This window comes from Paenibacillus sp. FSL R7-0302 (genome assembly GCF_038006885.1).
Taxonomy (GTDB): Bacteria; Bacillota; Bacilli; order Paenibacillales; family Paenibacillaceae; genus Paenibacillus_AQ.
The window spans coordinates 2,611,213-2,626,703 of the sequence record NZ_JBBOWB010000001.1; the positions used below are offsets into that span (position 1 = coordinate 2,611,213).

Annotated in this window: 17 protein-coding genes; 10 read left to right on the top strand and 7 right to left on the bottom strand. The window is 52.4% G+C overall.

What is annotated here, in order from left to right:
• Positions 1-16: 16 nt before the first annotated feature.
• The 3 genes from MKY96_RS11470 (at position 17) to MKY96_RS11480 (ending at position 3,919) form a co-directional block, all read left to right on the top strand.
• Positions 17-841 carry a carbohydrate ABC transporter permease gene (locus MKY96_RS11470; protein WP_340940463.1) on the top strand — a complete coding sequence of 275 codons (825 nt, stop codon included), beginning with the start codon at positions 17-19 and terminating at the stop codon, positions 839-841.
• Positions 842-932: 91 nt separating this feature from the next.
• Positions 933-2,720 carry a cache domain-containing sensor histidine kinase gene (locus MKY96_RS11475; protein ID WP_445671435.1) on the top strand — a complete coding sequence of 596 codons (1,788 nt, stop codon included), beginning with the start codon at positions 933-935 and terminating at the stop codon, positions 2,718-2,720.
• The gene (locus MKY96_RS11480; protein ID WP_340940466.1) at positions 2,717-3,919 is read left to right on the top strand and encodes a response regulator; all 1,203 of its coding nucleotides are present in this window, start codon (positions 2,717-2,719) and stop codon (positions 3,917-3,919) included. Before MKY96_RS11475 ends, MKY96_RS11480 begins: the two co-directional genes overlap by 4 nt.
• Positions 3,920-4,290: 371 nt before the next feature.
• Here MKY96_RS11480 and MKY96_RS11485 read toward each other — a convergent pair whose 3' ends face one another.
• The 4 genes from MKY96_RS11485 to MKY96_RS11500 all read right to left on the bottom strand — a co-directional run bounded on the left by MKY96_RS11485 (position 4,291) and on the right by MKY96_RS11500 (position 6,593).
• Positions 4,291-4,659 (bottom strand): DUF4190 domain-containing protein, encoded by a 369-nt coding sequence (locus MKY96_RS11485; RefSeq protein WP_340940467.1) that lies wholly within the window; start codon positions 4,657-4,659, stop codon positions 4,291-4,293.
• Positions 4,660-4,689: 30 nt separating this feature from the next.
• Positions 4,690-5,442, bottom strand: a complete 753-nt coding sequence (locus tag MKY96_RS11490; protein WP_340940468.1) for a GNAT family N-acetyltransferase — start codon at positions 5,440-5,442, stop codon at positions 4,690-4,692.
• A 17-nt stretch (positions 5,443-5,459) separates the two neighbouring features.
• On the bottom strand, positions 5,460-6,275 hold the full coding sequence (gene murI, locus MKY96_RS11495) for a glutamate racemase (RefSeq protein WP_340940469.1): 816 nt from the start codon (positions 6,273-6,275) through the stop codon (positions 5,460-5,462).
• Between the two features lie 147 nt (positions 6,276-6,422).
• Complete coding sequence (locus MKY96_RS11500; protein WP_200869561.1) at positions 6,423-6,593, bottom strand: hypothetical protein; 171 nt, start codon at positions 6,591-6,593, stop codon at positions 6,423-6,425.
• Positions 6,594-6,689: 96 nt separating this feature from the next.
• On the opposite strand from MKY96_RS11500, the gene MKY96_RS11505 reads away from it, so the two are divergent.
• Positions 6,690-7,217, top strand: a complete 528-nt coding sequence (locus MKY96_RS11505) for a GrpB family protein (RefSeq protein WP_340940471.1) — start codon at positions 6,690-6,692, stop codon at positions 7,215-7,217.
• Positions 7,218-7,433: 216 nt separating this feature from the next.
• Here the strand turns inward: MKY96_RS11505 and MKY96_RS11510 are convergent, their stop codons facing one another.
• The gene (locus MKY96_RS11510) at positions 7,434-7,556 is read right to left on the bottom strand and encodes a hypothetical protein (protein ID WP_340940472.1); all 123 of its coding nucleotides are present in this window, start codon (positions 7,554-7,556) and stop codon (positions 7,434-7,436) included.
• Positions 7,557-7,768: 212 nt separating this feature from the next.
• Here MKY96_RS11510 and MKY96_RS11515 point away from each other — a divergent pair, with 212 nt between their 5' ends.
• The 5 genes from MKY96_RS11515 to MKY96_RS11535 all read left to right on the top strand — a co-directional run bounded on the left by MKY96_RS11515 (position 7,769) and on the right by MKY96_RS11535 (position 13,241).
• Complete coding sequence (locus MKY96_RS11515) at positions 7,769-10,315, top strand: diguanylate cyclase domain-containing protein (protein WP_340940474.1); 2,547 nt, start codon at positions 7,769-7,771, stop codon at positions 10,313-10,315.
• A gap of 267 nt (positions 10,316-10,582) precedes the next feature.
• On the top strand, positions 10,583-11,263 hold the full coding sequence (locus MKY96_RS11520) for a succinylglutamate desuccinylase/aspartoacylase family protein (RefSeq protein ID WP_340940475.1): 681 nt from the start codon (positions 10,583-10,585) through the stop codon (positions 11,261-11,263).
• Positions 11,264-11,363: 100 nt separating this feature from the next.
• Positions 11,364-11,744, top strand: a complete 381-nt coding sequence (locus MKY96_RS11525; protein ID WP_340940476.1) for a GntR family transcriptional regulator — start codon at positions 11,364-11,366, stop codon at positions 11,742-11,744.
• Positions 11,741-12,610 carry an ABC transporter ATP-binding protein gene (locus MKY96_RS11530; RefSeq protein WP_340940478.1) on the top strand — a complete coding sequence of 290 codons (870 nt, stop codon included), beginning with the start codon at positions 11,741-11,743 and terminating at the stop codon, positions 12,608-12,610. The genes MKY96_RS11525 and MKY96_RS11530 overlap by 4 nt, the downstream gene beginning before the upstream one ends.
• Positions 12,603-13,241, top strand: coding sequence for an ABC-2 transporter permease (locus MKY96_RS11535; protein WP_340940481.1), 639 nt, complete (start codon positions 12,603-12,605; stop codon positions 13,239-13,241). The genes MKY96_RS11530 and MKY96_RS11535 overlap by 8 nt, the downstream gene beginning before the upstream one ends.
• A gap of 97 nt (positions 13,242-13,338) precedes the next feature.
• Here the strand turns inward: MKY96_RS11535 and MKY96_RS11540 are convergent, their stop codons facing one another.
• Complete coding sequence (locus tag MKY96_RS11540; RefSeq protein ID WP_340940483.1) at positions 13,339-13,701, bottom strand: ribosomal protein L7/L12; 363 nt, start codon at positions 13,699-13,701, stop codon at positions 13,339-13,341.
• A 204-nt stretch (positions 13,702-13,905) separates the two neighbouring features.
• On the opposite strand from MKY96_RS11540, the gene MKY96_RS11545 reads away from it, so the two are divergent.
• Positions 13,906-14,859, top strand: coding sequence for an NADP-dependent oxidoreductase (locus MKY96_RS11545; RefSeq protein WP_340940486.1), 954 nt, complete (start codon positions 13,906-13,908; stop codon positions 14,857-14,859).
• Here MKY96_RS11545 and MKY96_RS11550 read toward each other — a convergent pair.
• Positions 14,856-15,437 carry a TetR/AcrR family transcriptional regulator gene (locus MKY96_RS11550; RefSeq protein WP_340940487.1) on the bottom strand — a complete coding sequence of 194 codons (582 nt, stop codon included), beginning with the start codon at positions 15,435-15,437 and terminating at the stop codon, positions 14,856-14,858. The two genes, MKY96_RS11545 and MKY96_RS11550, sit on opposite strands and share 4 nt — an antisense overlap.
• Between the last annotated feature and the right edge of the window lie 54 nt (positions 15,438-15,491).

Genomic DNA, 15,491 nt, shown 5'->3' on the forward strand with positions numbered 1-15,491 from the left:
AAGGAGTGCGCGGACCATGCGTATGCTTAAAAAAGGAATCGTGTATCTTCTTTTTGCCATTCCTGTCATTACCCAGCTCTACCCGCTGCTGTGGCTCCTGTTATATTCCTTGAAGACCAATGAGGAGATTCTGGACGGGAGCTTCTTTTCTTTACCGCGAAAATTGCAGTGGCACAACTACTACGAGGCCTACACCTCGGGCAGTTATCTGAAGTACCTGTCGAACAGCGTATTCGTTACCGCGCTTACGATGATTTGTGTCATTCTGCTGGCTTCGATGGCGGCCTATGCGATCTCCCGGTTCCGGTGGAGATACGGCAATGCCGTGATGACCATTTTCCTGATGGGGATGATGATTCCGATGCAGGCCACGCTGCTGCCGCTGATGATTATTTTCAAAAATATGCATATTCTCAACACCCACTGGTCGCTGATTCTGCCGTACATCGCGTTCTCGACGCCCATCGCTGTGTTCATATTGAGCGGCTTCATGAGAGCTATTCCACATGAGATCGAAGAATCGGCATTCATCGACGGGGCGAGCGTGTACCGGATCTTCCGCAGCATTATTCTGCCGGTGTCGATTCCGCCTGTCATGACCGTATGTATCTTAACCTTCATCAACATCTGGAACGAGTACATCCTGGCCGCTACGTTCATCTCGTCAGAGAAGCTCAAAACCCTTCCATTCGGGGTCTATACCTTTGTGAGCCAGTATTCGGTCAACTACGGGAATATCGGAGCCTTCCTGGTGATGGGCGCGCTGCCGGTCATTCTGATCTACTTCTTCCTGTCGAATCAGATTACCAAAGGGATGGTGGCCGGAGCGGTTAAGGGGTAGGGTAAGGTGTGCTGAATTCCCTCATTGCATAAAAATGGATAAGTTTTATAATAGGAAACGGCAGAACAGGGTGCGTAAAGGGGAGAGTCTTATGAAGCTCGGCTTTCATTCCATTCATCATCGGTTGTTCTTGCTGTTTCTTTTTTGCATGTCCAGTATTCTGCTTATTGTCAGCCTGCTGTACTATAACCGGACTACAGACCAATTGCATGAGAAGATCGGTGATTTGTCGCAAAAAAACGTCGCCCAGAGCGCAGGCCTATTCACGCTTCTCTATAAGGGGTATGACGCCTTGTCCAAGTCACTCAGCAATAACTTCGAGATGATCCGCTTAATTAATGAGAAGACGGACGGGCCGGCGGTGGCCTATATCAATGAGCAGACGGTGACGAATATCATCGGCTCGATTTTTTATTCGCGGGATGATCTGGTGGGCATCCATGTGATCACGGACCGCGGCAAGATCTACAACTATGGCAACTATATGAATGTGGTCGATCCGAATTACAGGCAGGAGGACTGGTACCGGCAATTGCAGGCTTCCTCGGGGAAAATGGTTTGGCTCGGGGTGTACCCGCACTCCCTGATCGACCAGGTGGAGGACAGCCCGGTCTTCGCCTTCGGACGGCAGCTCTATGATCTGAATGAGCATAAGCCGATCGGGATCGTGCTGTATGAGACGGACCCGCAGCCGGTGCTGGATGCGCTGGAGAATCTGAAGCTTGGCACGCACAGTCAGGTCTACCTGATGTCCCCGGATGGACGGTTTGTCACCTCAGCCACAGATCCGCAGCCGGACGCTGCCCGTCTGCCTAAGCTCCCCGCTTCGGACCATGTGATGGTTCAGCAGGAGCGCGGCCAACTGGTTGTGGCGTCTAAGCTGTCTTTCTCGGGCTGGTGGGTGATGAGTATTACTCCGGACAAGGATCTGAATGTGGAGCTGGTGGAGATGAAGCGTTATCTCTTGATCGTGATTTCGGCGCTGATCCTGGTCTCCACACTTATTGCTTCCATCGTATCGCAGACTATCTCTTCGCCGCTGAAGAAGCTGATCCGCGAGATGCGCCAGGTAGAGGTGGGGAATTTCCGCGGCATGGTCAAGGTCTCCTCGTATCAGGAGATTAACATTCTGGTCGCTTCCTTCAACCGGATGGTCCGGCGGATCGAGGAGCTGATTGAACGGGTCAAGCTGTCTTCGGTCAGCGAAAAAAATGCGGAGCTGCATGCCCTGCAGTCTCAGGTGAACCCGCATTTCCTCTACAATACGCTGGATATGATCTACTGGATGCTGGATGAAGAGGGCAATGAACAGCTTGGCGAGCTGGTGCTGTCGCTGTCATCTATGTTCCGTTACAGCAGCCAGTGGGAGGACGGGGCCGATGTAAGCTTGAGTGAGGAGCTGGAGCAGATCGGGCATTACCTGAAGATTATCTCGATCCGTCTGGAGGGCCGCCTCGTAATCGTGACAGATATCGATGAACGCTGGCTGAACATCAGGGTCCCGAAGATGACGGTGCAGCCGGTCATTGAGAATGCGGTGAAGCATGGACTGGAGCCGCTCTCGCGTCAGGGGATTCTTAAGGTATACACCCGGCAAGAGAGCGACCACCTTGAGCTAATCGTGGAGGATAACGGAGACGGAATGAATAGGGAGCAGCTTGCAAGGCTTCAGGAGTCGCTGAATGTGGATAGTCCGGATAGTTCGGGCTCCAGTGGCAGAGAAGGCGGCAAAAGCGGGATCGGACTCCAGAACCTGCACCGCCGCCTGCGGTTCATGTTCGGGGAGGGCTATGGTCTGCAGATTCAGAGCTTCCCCGGTGAGGGGACGCAGGTGGCGATCGTGCTGCCTATTCCAGTGGAAGGAGAGATGCCGGGATGAATATTCTTATAGCCGATGATGAACGGGCCATCCGTGAAGGGATCAAGCGTACGATTAAGCAGATTAGTGCAGAGCATCAGGTGTTCGTGGCCGACCGGGCGGAGGAAGCGGTGAAGATTCTGGAGGAGCAGCACATCCATATCGTGCTGACGGATATTCTGATGCCGGGCATGAACGGGCTGGAATTCATGAAAATCTCGAAACGCCGGTATCCGTATGTGAAATGGATTGTCATCTCTGCCCACAGCGAGTTCTCCTACGCCCAGGAAGCGGTCCGGCTGGGTGCGCGCGACTATCTGCTGAAGCCGATCGGCAAGCATAAGCTGACCGAGCTGATCGACAGCCTGATGACCGAAATTCAGCAGGACAACCAGATCTCGCGGCAAGGCGAGCGGCTGAAGGCTAGTCTGCGGTTCCTGCGCGAGGGGGTTTTTCAGCGCCTGGCCTCCGGGCTGGATATCGGGAATCTGGACATCGACGCGTTCATTGAAGATTATCATTCCTTCTATCTGGTGATGGTTCAGCTGGAGGCGGGGGATCAGAGCGCCCGGCTGGAGCATTTCATTGTCGAGAATGTTCTCTCCGAGCTGATCGAGCGGTATGGGCGGGGCTTCGTGGTCAACTATGACCGGCAGAATCTGCTGGGCCTGATCACACCGGGCGAGAATGTCCGGGTAGAGCAGTTCCAGGAGGAGGTGAAGACGCATCTGACGCATTATTTGAAAATCCCTTTTCAGATCATCTATTCCGGGCTGAGCTGTGACTTCCATACGGTGCCGCAGATCGTGAAACGGATGCGGGAAGCTTCGGCCTTCCAGGGGCCGCCGCTTGAGCCGCTCAAGGGGAGTGGAGAGAAGGCGATTGAAGTCGCGCTGCACTACATTAAGGAGCATTTCTACGAGGAGCTGTCGCTGGAGCGAATCGCTTCGGTGGTGTTCCTGAATCCGGCGTATTTCAGCCAGCTGTTCAAGCAGAAGACAGGGCAGGGGTACAAGGACTATGTCACCTCGCTGCGGCTGGAGCAGGCGAAGCTATTACTGCTGAATCCGGGGCTGAAGCTGGCCGATATCGCGGAGCGGGTAGGATACCAGGACATGCGCCATTTTACCCAAATGTTCCGCAAGAAATACAACCTTACCCCGACGGAGTACCGCCAGCAGGAAAGCATCAGCATTCTTAGGAGCAAGGGTACTCTGTGATGCAGAGTTGTACAATGGGGCTGGTCCGGTTATCGAAACCGGTGTCAGCCCACATCCGCCACCCAATCACCTCGGCCACCCCGTTTACCCCGTCCAGCCCGCCGGAAAATAGGTGGATAAACGTAATTTAATAAGACGAGAATCTCACTTTCCAGCCAAGCAGTTGGAAAAAATCCACCTAATTCAGCTGAAAATATGAGATTTACGGAAATGCACAGAATTAGTTGCTATAAATCCACTTACGGTCAATCTATAAGCAATCGCATGGTTAATAAGTGTTGAAAATCCAATTAATGTCCCTAAGTGGTTCTGCGCTACCTATCACTTACATGAGATTAGCGATAAACACACACATTAAAGCGCCATCCGGTCTAGACTAAGAGACTATCAGCAATGATCAAGTTATACGCCGCAGCAGTGTAGGCATGATTAAATAACAGAATAGTTAAAACAAACATTATGATGAGAATGGTGTAAATAAAGGTGGAGGCTATTCCGCAGACCAGCCCGGCGATCGCCAATCCACGGCCTTGTTCATAGCTGTAACGGATCTCTCTGAAGGCAAGTGTAGCCAGAATGATTGCGGTAATACCGAAGATGATGCCGACGTAAGGTATTACGATGGAGAGAATACCCAGTACCAGTGCTGCAACAGCTTTGCTATTCATCCGTTCCAGCGGGGGCTTCGGATATTGTCCGAAATGATCCTGTTCTCCGTAAGGCGGAGGTTGATAGTTCATGTTCATAGGTTGCCTCCTTCATCATTAGTGTCAATAATTAACCCAGTGCTCCAGCGTAACAGCGCGGGTAAGGCCGATCGATTCGGCCAGACGGATGGAGGCGGGATTGTTCTCCAGCACCTGATATCTTGGAATGTAGCCCTTTTGCAGGGTGTGGAAGACTGCTGTGCGGACTACGCGCTGTGCCAATCCCCGCTGTCTAGCAGCTTCTATGGTACGCACACCGCCAATCTCCCAGATTCGCTCCTCATTGCGGTACACCATACATGTACTGAGTGGCGTATCCCCGTCAAATAACGTCACAGCGAACGCCCCGTCTGCAAAATACTGCGTGATCTCCTCTAGCGAATAATCATTCGCCATCCACAGCGGCAGCAGCCGTTCATCGATAGCTTCACTGACTGTGCAGGCCTCATCTGCGCTGAACCTCTGGCCTTCGGCCGAAGAATAAGAGTAGAGACTACGGACCCGCCGCAGTGCGAAATACGGTTCCAGCGCCTGACGGTACGCCTCCTCCTGAAGCTTGAAGACCAGATTGGCGTCCCGCGGCAACCGCTTCAACAGGGCAGGGAAGACCTCGGGGCTACTGTAGTCCATAAGCACAACGGTGTCAGCTTCCGGGTAGGTCCGGTGATCATAGCCGAAGGTATTGGCAGGAATAAGCAGCAGCACGCCCCACTCCTTCTGCTGTTCAATCAGCACGCTGTCGATCTGTGCATGATAAGCCGTCATCATTTTGAGCAGCGTAACATTCTTCAGCGGATTCCGGCGTAATCTTTCCATTAGGGCTGTATAGTGACTCATGCGGGATCACTCCTTTTGCTAAGATTCATAGATTGTTCAATGTCATCCAGACGCTGGAACAGACGTTTATATTCAGATAACATTGCGGGATCATCTACCGGGACACTGGACCTGTAAAAAAGGATATCGCCCGTCCCCTCGTTGATCCGGCCCCCCGCTTCAAGGAGCTGTTTCAAATGTCTGGCGGTTCCGAGACTGCCCGAGATGAAGTCAACCGTATCCGGGAATATCTTCCGCAGGCTTCCCTCGAAGTAGGGGAAATGGGTACATCCAAGAACCACTGTGCTGTACCGCTTAAGGTCCAAGTGGGCCAGCTCACTTTTCAGATAGGGAATAATTCTCTCTTCGTCAAAATCAAAATGCTCCGCAAACTGAACCAGCCCGGGCAGCGGCAGACTGTCTACAATCTCCCCGTGATCGATGCGGTGCACCAAATCATGATACTTCTTCTCCTGCAGCGTTAAGCGGGTGGCGAGTACCAGCACCTTCTTCTGCTTGCCCTCCGATTGTTCAACCGCAGGCTTCACGGCCGGCTCGATCCCGAGGACCGGGAAGTCATACCGCTGCCGCAGCTCTTCGATCACAATGCTGGTGGCTGTGTTACAAGCGACAACCAACGCTTTGATATGCTGCCGGGCCATGAATTCCACCGCTTGCAGGATGTATTCCCTGACCTCGTCTTTCGTCTTCTCCCCATAGGGCACATGGTCTGTATCTGCATAGAAGAGGTAGTCCTCATGCGGCAGGAGCTTAAGCGCCTGATGAAGCACGGTTAACCCGCCGATTCCGGAGTCAAAAAATCCAATTCGCATATGTCCACTCTTTCCGTCATTATTAATAGGATTCTATTATTCTATCATTAGACTTAATGTAGAACTATAGCGCATGGACAAAAGACCGGACTTCCGCCTCTGTTGCCGGAGGGAGAAGCCTGGTCTGCGGGCAGAACAAACCGGAAATCAGCTCTCGTTCTTGGTCACCCCGTTAAGGCTCGGCACGACATCTGCCGCTTTATCAGGAGTTACCATCTGGGGGATTTCGCTGATGCTGGCGTGGTTCTGCTGGTTGTTTTTGGAATCGGCACGGTTATCTGCACGGTCATGCTTCGGGTCCGCACTATTCTTGGGCATACTGTTCACCTCCGTCTCTGTGGGTTAGTATGAGATAGTGGTTTGTATTCTATTCCAGTGGCGAGTTTAGGTTATAGCTGAAGGAGGAGAGGGATTATGGCCGAGAAGACCAAGGTTGTAGAAGTGGTTACATATGATCCGGCCTGGAAGGCGGAATATCGCAGAATTGAGGCGCGGATGCTGGAGATCGCCGGAGATCTGATTATCCGGTCAGAGCATGTGGGTAGCACCTCGATTGAAGGCCTGTGGGCCAAGCCTGTAATTGATATCGATCTGGTGATGGAGAGCTATGACCAGCTGCCGGAGATCATCCGCAGACTTCAGGCGTCCGGTTATGAGCATCAGGGCAATCTGGGCATCGAGGGCCGGGAAGCCTTCAAGAGCAACCAGGATGACGGATTCATGAAATACCATCTCTATGTATGTCCCAAGGACGGCAAGGGTTACGTGGAGCATATTCTGTTCCGAGATTATCTGCGCAGCCATCCCGCTGCCCGTGAGGAATATCAGGCGGTCAAGCAGCGGCTGGCTGAAGAGTACCGTTATGACATTGATGCGTATTGTGACGGGAAGACCGCGTTTGTGCAGTCTATTCTGCAGAGGGTGTTACAGCAGCAAGAGTAAGGATTAGCTACCGGGCAGCCAAGCGGCGAAGCGCAGTCATGAATTAGTCACATTTTCACTGGAATAGAAGGAAATACTTGTATTATTGTGATTTTTAAGGTAAATTATTGGTATGACTTTCGGATTACAATTCTTCCGGAAGTGCAATCTAATCCTTGGTATATGCAAGCCGAAGAGGAGCATTTCCCCCAAATGCTCCTTTTTGCGTGGGCAGGCTTAAGGTGCGAATGAAACGGTCTGAAGCACATAGCGGATGATGAAGAAGGCAATGATCAGTATGGAGAAGGCGCTTAGCAGAAAAGAAACAATCTCTCTACCTGAACGTTTGGTTCGCCGCATTACGGTCACCTCGGAGTATTAGGAATGGAATAGCCGTCACAGGTTATGCTCTAGCCATTCATATTATACATAATTATTCCAAGTCTGTAATACAAGACAAAACAGGCTGTGCAGACCAAACTTATGTTTGTTATTGCTGCCCAAAGTAAGTTAGAATAAATCTACGCAAAAACAGCTTAGAAATCATTTACTTCAATGGAGGCTTTGCACCTATGTCAGATTTTAATATAGAACATGAGAATCAGCCGCTGAACCGGACCCTGCTGAACGAAGCGGGAGTGGACCCTAAGGAACCCGTAGATCTTAATAACTGTGAGAAGGAGCCCATCCATATTCCGGGGCTTATTCAGCCGCATGGTGTATTGCTGGCCGTAACTCAGGACACAGCCCATCGAATTGTCCAGGCCAGTCTGAATACAGATAAGTTACTGGGAACAGCTGCCGAAGCACTGTTAGGCACGCCTATGGCTGACCTGGTAGGCCCGGATCAGCTGGAGATGCTGCTTAAACGCAGCGTAAATGCGAAAGAAACTGCCGATTTGCAATATATTGTCTTACAGATTGAAGTCGCGGGTGAGCCGCAGGACTTCTTCTGCATCATTCACGAAAGTGAAGGTCTGATGATCGTTGAACTGGAGCCTGCCTCCATCGATCAGAGCGACAGCTCCAATGACTTCGACTGGATTCGCACGTTCTTCGGACGGCTGAAGCATACGGCGAACCGGCTGGAAGCCAGCCAGGCCGCCGCAGAGCAGGTGAAGGAGATGCTGGGCTATGACCGGGTGATGATCTACGAGTTCGATGAACAGTGGAACGGCAAGGTGATCGCCGAAGCCAAGGAAGACGGACTGGAGCCGTTCCTCGGCCATCATTATCCTGCCTCTGACATTCCGAAGCAGGCGCGTGAGCTGTATCTGCGCAACTGGCTGCGGACGATCGTCGATGTGAACTATCTTCCGGTTCCGATCACCCCGGTGCTGCAGCCGCTTACCGGTAAGCCCCTGAACCTCAGCTTGTCCATCCTCCGCAGTGTGTCTCCGCTCCATATCGAGTATTTGCAGAATATGGGGGTAGGCGCAACGACCACCATCTCGCTGATTAATAATAACAAGCTCTGGGGACTGATCACCTGTCATCACTATTCCCCCAAGTATGTCCCGCACCGTATCCGTAATCTGTGTAATTTCCTGGGCGCCTTCTTCTCTAGTGAGCTGTACCAGCGTCAGCAGCTCGACAACTATCAGACAGAGCTGGAGCTGCGGACCAAGGCGATGAGAATTGTCGATATTTTCACAGGTAACGTCAGCTCTTCCCGGGTGATTGAACAGCTCGGAGATGAAGAGCAGACGCTACTGGGGATGATGGAGGCTTCCGGCGCAGCCGTGTGTTATCAGGACAAGCTGATGCTGTTCGGAGTAGCACCCTCCCAGGAGCAGGTGCGGGAGCTTGCTGGCTGGCTGGCAGGGAAGTCGAAGGATTACACCTACTGCACCTCCAGGCTCAGTCTGGAATATGAATCAGCCAAAGCTTACAAGAATAAAGCCTCTGGTGTCATCTATCTCGCTCTCACTCCAGGACATCAGAATTACATGATCTGGTTCAGACCTGAGGTGGTGGAGATAGTGGACTGGGCCGGAGATCCGGCTAAGGCTGTCATTCAGGAGAATGACGGATTGCGATTGTCTCCCCGCAAGTCCTTTGAGAAATGGCGGCAGGTAGTTCAGTCCACCTCACTTCCATGGAGAGAACAGCATCTTAACATTCTGCCGCAGCTCAAATCTATTCTGCGCGGACAGACCGAGAACCAGCTGCGTCAGGCGGAAGAGCAGGCCCTGCAGAACGCCCGCAGTCTGCGTCATAATGAACAGCGGTATCTGCAATTGATGGACCTGTCTCCCGTAGCCTTCTTCATGATTACCGATGATGTGATTGCCTACTGCAATAACCGCGCAGTAGAGCTGATGGGTGAAGAGAAGGGCAAATCACTCATCGGGCAGCCGTTCCTGAACTATGTGCAGGAGTCCTACCGGCCAAATCTGAAGCAGCACTTCTCAGACCTGAGCCAGAATGTGACCCAGTTCGTATCCGATCAGGGCCAATTCATGAGCGGGAACGGGCAAGTGCTGGAGATAAGCCTGAGTCTGGCTTCGGTTATTCATGGCGGCAGACCGTCCATTATGGCGGTCCTTAATGCAGGAACCGGTGTAGAGGCGAAGGGCGAAGCCTATACCGATGCGGCCAATCAGATGCAAAGCTATCTGACGACCGATTCACTAACCGATCTGCCGAACCGCCAGGCCCTTGTGCATGAGCTGGATCAGCGCTGGGAGGATACGCTGAATACCCGGGAACCCTTGCTATTGCTGTCGATTGATATCGACGATTTCCATTCCTATAATGCGGTACACGGGCTGAAGGGCGGCGATCTTTGCATCCAGTCGGTAGCCGATGTGCTGAATATCATCAGCATCACGCATGGCACCTTCGTGGCCCGCTTCAGCGGGGCGAACTTCATCCTCACAATGACGGGTGCGTCCGCCTCCCAGGCGGAGCAATTAGCCGAATCCGTCCGTCAAGGTGTCTCTGATCTGCAGATTCCCCGTGACCGGTTTGAAGAGGAGGGTGTGGTCACTGTAAGCATAGGCGGCCTGTTGAAGGTACCTGTTCCCTCTGACCGCCCGTCTGACTTCATTGCCAAGGCGGAGAAGGCTCTTTATGAAGCAAAGTCCGCCGGGAAGAACCAGGTCGTATTTTATTAACACACGCTAGTATTAGCGTGCATCCAGAGATCAAGCCGGATGAGTCCATATTGGACTTGTCCGGCTTTATATGTTTTGAGGGCCCCCGCAAAGTACCTGAGTCATCATCTACGCTAAAGCTCCACTTTGTGGGGTTATTTTGCTGTCCTATTCGTCCAATCCTCCACAGGTAATCCGCATACATTACAGAGTAACCATTGGTGCTGTCCAGAATCTTGTATACCATCATCCACATGATCCGCATCATCCAGAGCGAGGTGAACCACATTGTCTGTAGAGAAGCATACGCTGGCGGCAGGAACGCCCTATGCCACACCTTATTATGTAATTAGCAGCGGCGTTCCCGGACCTGTATTCATGATCATCTCCGGTGTTCATGGCAATGAGCCGGCGAGCAGCCGTGCAGCGCAAGGCATCGCCAGCCGGTTCAGCCGGGGAGATCTGATGCTGCGTTCAGGAAAGCTGATTATCGTCCCGCTGGTGAATCAAATCGCACGGCGCAAGGGGATTCGCGGGAAGCCCGACCTGAACCGTACCTTCCCGCGCGGACAAGGCGCCCCGGCCCGTCATCCATTGTCGGCAGCCGTATGGCAGCTTGCCTTGCGCTACCGTCCCTCGTGGGTACTGGATCTGCATGAGGCGAACGGGTTGTCCGAGCTGAATCCGAAGCGGGTCGGCCAGACCTTGATCATCAGCCCGGTCAGCCGGGCGCATGGACTGGCGAAGCAAATTGTGATGCGGATGAATCAGACGATCACGAATAGAGCTTACCGCTTCAACATACGGCATAGGGAGCGTGCAGGAACTTCACGGATGGCCTTCCAGCGCCTGCTCGGTGCCCGGGCGGTGACCGTAGAGACCTGCTGGAGCTTGGATTATGCCTTAAGAGTAAGGCTGCAGAGCGAGATCGTATACCACTTTCTGCGGTCTCAGGGAATGATCGGCTAATTAAGGGTATGACATTAAGGGATTGACACAACTGGACATAGTGTATATATTACATATATACACTAGTTACAACAAACACAAAGGAAGCTGATGCTGCTGCATGAATATCGTGATATCAAGTACATCTGGCGAACCAATCTACGCCCAGATTGTGGGACAGGTCCGCCAGATGATTCTCCAAGGCGAGCTGGTCTCGGGTACGCCCCTGCCATCGATTCGCTTACTGGCGAAGGAGCTGCAGATTAGCGTCATTACCACCAAGCGGGCTTATGAGGAGCTGGAGCGGGAGGGGCTGATCAACTCGATTGTCGGCAAGGGGTCTTTTGTCTCCGGGGCCGATCAGGAATATATCCGGGAACAGCGGCTGCGGATGGTAGAGGGCAAGCTGAAGGATATTATTGACGAGAGCAGACAACTGGGCATGGAATACGCTGAACTCGCGGAGATGCTGAAGCTGCTCTATGAGGAGGAACAGGAATGAGTACTGTAATTGAGCTGGACCATGTAACGAAGAGCTACGACCGTTTTGAGCTGAAGGATATTTCGTTATCGATTAAGGAGGGTTACATTACCGGGCTGATCGGCCCGAATGGTGCAGGCAAGACCTCAATGATCAAGTTGATGATGGGCTTAATCTCGCAGGATCAAGGGGACATCCGGGTCTTCGGCCAGAACAACCGTCAGGAGCAGGCTGCGATTCGGGGGCGGATCGGCTACGTCTCGGATGAGAGCTTCTATTATGAGCATATGACCGTGAAGCAGATGAAGAATATTATTGCTCCGTTCTATCCCGGTTGGAACAACGATACATATCTGAGATTTCAGGAGCAGTTCAAGCTGTCTCCAGGCAAGAAGATTAAGGACTTGTCGAAGGGGATGAAAATCAAATTCTCACTCGCCGTAGCCTTGTCCCATGGTGCCGATCTGCTGATTATGGATGAGCCTACTTCGGGGCTTGATCCGATTTTTCGCCGGGAGATGCTGGAGCTGCTCAGCGAGCATATCCAGGATGAGAAGAAGTCGATTCTGTTCTCCACTCATAACACTACGGATCTGGACCGGATTGCCGATTATATTGTATTCATTAATGAGGGACGGATTGTGTTCAACGAGATGAAGGAGAGTCTGAGCGAGCGCTATCTGCTGGTCAAAGGCGGGAAGGAGCTGCTGGACCGGGATGTCCGGCGGTGGTTCGTGGGGCTGCGGGAGAACGGGCTGGGCTTCGAGGGGCTGATCAGCAACCGTGCGGAGGGCGAACGTTACTTCAGGGACACCGCAATCTGCGAGACACCTACGCTGGAAGAGATTATGTATTATACGGTAAAAGGGGACGAAGCCCATGCATAATTCTATTGCGCTAATCCGCAAAGACTTCATGCTTACCCGGAAGTTCGCTCTGCTGCTGATTCCCTATTTTGTGCTTATGTTATATTCCAATGCACAAGCCTATACGGTATTCTCGTTGTTGCCGGCACTATTGTTACTGATTAACGCCTGTACGATTGATATGCAGCATAACAACCAGAAGTTTCTGGCCACGTTGCCGGTGCCAAGGCAGCGACTGATTCAAGCCAAGTATCTGACGATCATTCCACTCTCCCTGTTCAGCCTGATCTGTACCCTCGTGATGTACTTTGTTGCTGTACAGATGGGCAAGCTGGACGAACCGCTGCGCTGGAGAGAGCTGGGACTGATTACAGCTGTTATCCCGCTGCTTGCCGCTTTCTACCTGCCGCTATATTACTGGCTGGGGCAAAAAGGGATGCAGATCGTTAATTTCATCTTTATGATGGTAATTATGCTGAGTTTCACTACATTTGGAAGCCTGAATAAGGAATTTCCGGCTCTTGCTCAATGGGTTCAGGACGGTAAAATAGACAATATGCTGCTCGTATTCATCGGCGTGCTGGCATACCTCATCATTATCTATAGCTCCTATCTGATTTCGTCGCGAATTTATATGCACAAGGATATTTAGCTTCATTGCCGGTATGAGCTTCATCCCAAGAATGACCTCAGCTTCCACAATCCCGTGGCAGTCTGAGGTCATTCTTGATCATTCACTCATGGTTCACTCAGCGGAAGTTCCCGCCCCGTTCCAGGTTCTCCACGTAATCCTTGGCTTCCTTCAGGCCCAGGTTCCGCGCTTCGCGCATGACCTTGATTGCCTGAATCTTCTTGCCCTCGGCTAACAGCAGGCGGATCCTCCGCTCCAGATCCGGTGCCAGCTCCGGGTTCTGCACGAACATGGGCGCAGGAATATGTGCGGTTCGGCTGAAGGAGGGGTCAGCGGGCATTTCTCCGTAAGGATCTCTTTGGTTGAGCCGGGCTTCCAGCTCGTTCACACGCCGCTTCAGGCTGAACACGCTAAGCATAAGCAGTAATACCAGCACCAGCGCCAGAATGGCAACGAGATCGATCGTATCCATATAGTCCATAGGTAGTCTCCTTTCAGTAGCAGGTTATCATCAAGGATGCCTGTGCCATTATACTCTACTACCCCTTAGAGAGAAGAATGAACACTTGAGGCCTGATTGTTGATTGTATCCGCTTGGGCTGAACTCTACAATGAGTTACAGGAACAGTACACCTATTGCTTCAACGGTACGCGGATTCCCAATTCATCCATAGGAGTGATCGCAATGAACGAAGCCACACATATGAAGGCGATTCGGATACATCAATTTGGAGGGCTGGAAGAGTTAAAGTATGAGGATGCGCCGATTCCCGTTCCCGCAGCGGACGAGATTCTGATTAAGGTGGCAGGGACCGCGTTCAATCAGGCAGATGTCAAAATCCGCAAGGGCTACCTGCAAGCCTTTTTCCCGCATGAATTTCCTTACATTCCTAACTTTGAGGTGTCAGGTACGGTGGAAGCAGCAGGCGCAGAGGTTACGGACTTTCAGCCGGGGGACAAGGTCTATGCTGCGCTCGATATGTCCCGGGACGGTGCTGCCGCAGAATATGTGGTCACCAAAGCGCATCATGCTGCGTTCGCTCCAGCCTCACTGGAGTTATCCGATGCAGCTGCGCTGCCGATTGGTGTCTTAACCGCATGGCAGGGGTTATTCGATCATGGTAATCTGCCGCAGGGCGGGCGTGTGCTGATTGCGGGAGCCGCTGGCGGGGTAGGCAGCTATGCGGTGCAATTCGCCAAGCAGCATGGGGCGTATGTCATAGGGACTTCCTCAGCGGCCAGTGTGCCGATGCTTCAGGAGCTGGGGATTGACGAGATCATTGATTACACCAAGGAGAGCGTCACGGACAAGCTGAAGGACAAGGTGGATCTGATCCTCAATCTGTCCCCTGAGAGTACAGAGGTACTTAATACATGGCTGCCGCTGCTAAAAGAGGGAGGAGCGCTGATCTCGGCGGTGAATCCTGCGGACGAAATGCTGGCAGCGCAGCTTGGCGTTAAGGCACACCGGCTGTTTGCACAAGAGGATCGCACGCTGCTGACGCGGGTTGCAGAGCTGGTGGATGCGGGCAAGCTGAAGCTCTGGATTACCGGCCGTCTGCCGCTGGCCGAGCTGGCTGCCGCACATGCCATGAGCGAGGCCGGTAAGATCCGTGGTAAGGTACTGATTACAATTTAACCCTTAGCGATCAGAGTCGACTGCATGAATAACACTTCATTATAGATCACCGCCAGCTCCTCCGGAGTATAAGGCATCCCGCTGTGCAGCCATTCTTCCGTAATTCCGAGAAAAATGGATGCGGAATGCGCAGCGAGATACTCCGGAGGAACCGCCGGGTGGCCGGCAAATACGCCATTCATCTCCAGCTTCCGGTAGAAGCTGCGTTTGATAACCTCCTTGAATTGCCCCGGAAATGCCGCATCCCCTTTGGCCCCGAGAAATAAGCGGATTCGCTCGCCGTGCTGGTGCAGATACTCAAGGATATGCACCAAGGGCGGATAGGGCAAGCCCTTCAGATAATGCCCGGACATCTCTTCGCGTACGATTTTGACAACCATCACCTGCTCCAGACCTGTCAGTATTTCCCGTTGCAGCTGTTCCAGCAGATCGTATTTATCCGTAAAATGCAGATAGAACGTTCCCCTGTTAATATGTGTTCTAAGCGCCAGCTGGCGTACGCTCACCTTGTGAAATCCTTCCTGCTCCATGAGCTGGAGGAAGTTATCCTCGATCAAAGCCCGGGTTCCCTTTGACATCAATTCATGTATTTCCGCCACGCTACGCTCACCTCTTCCGTTAACTGCTGAAAC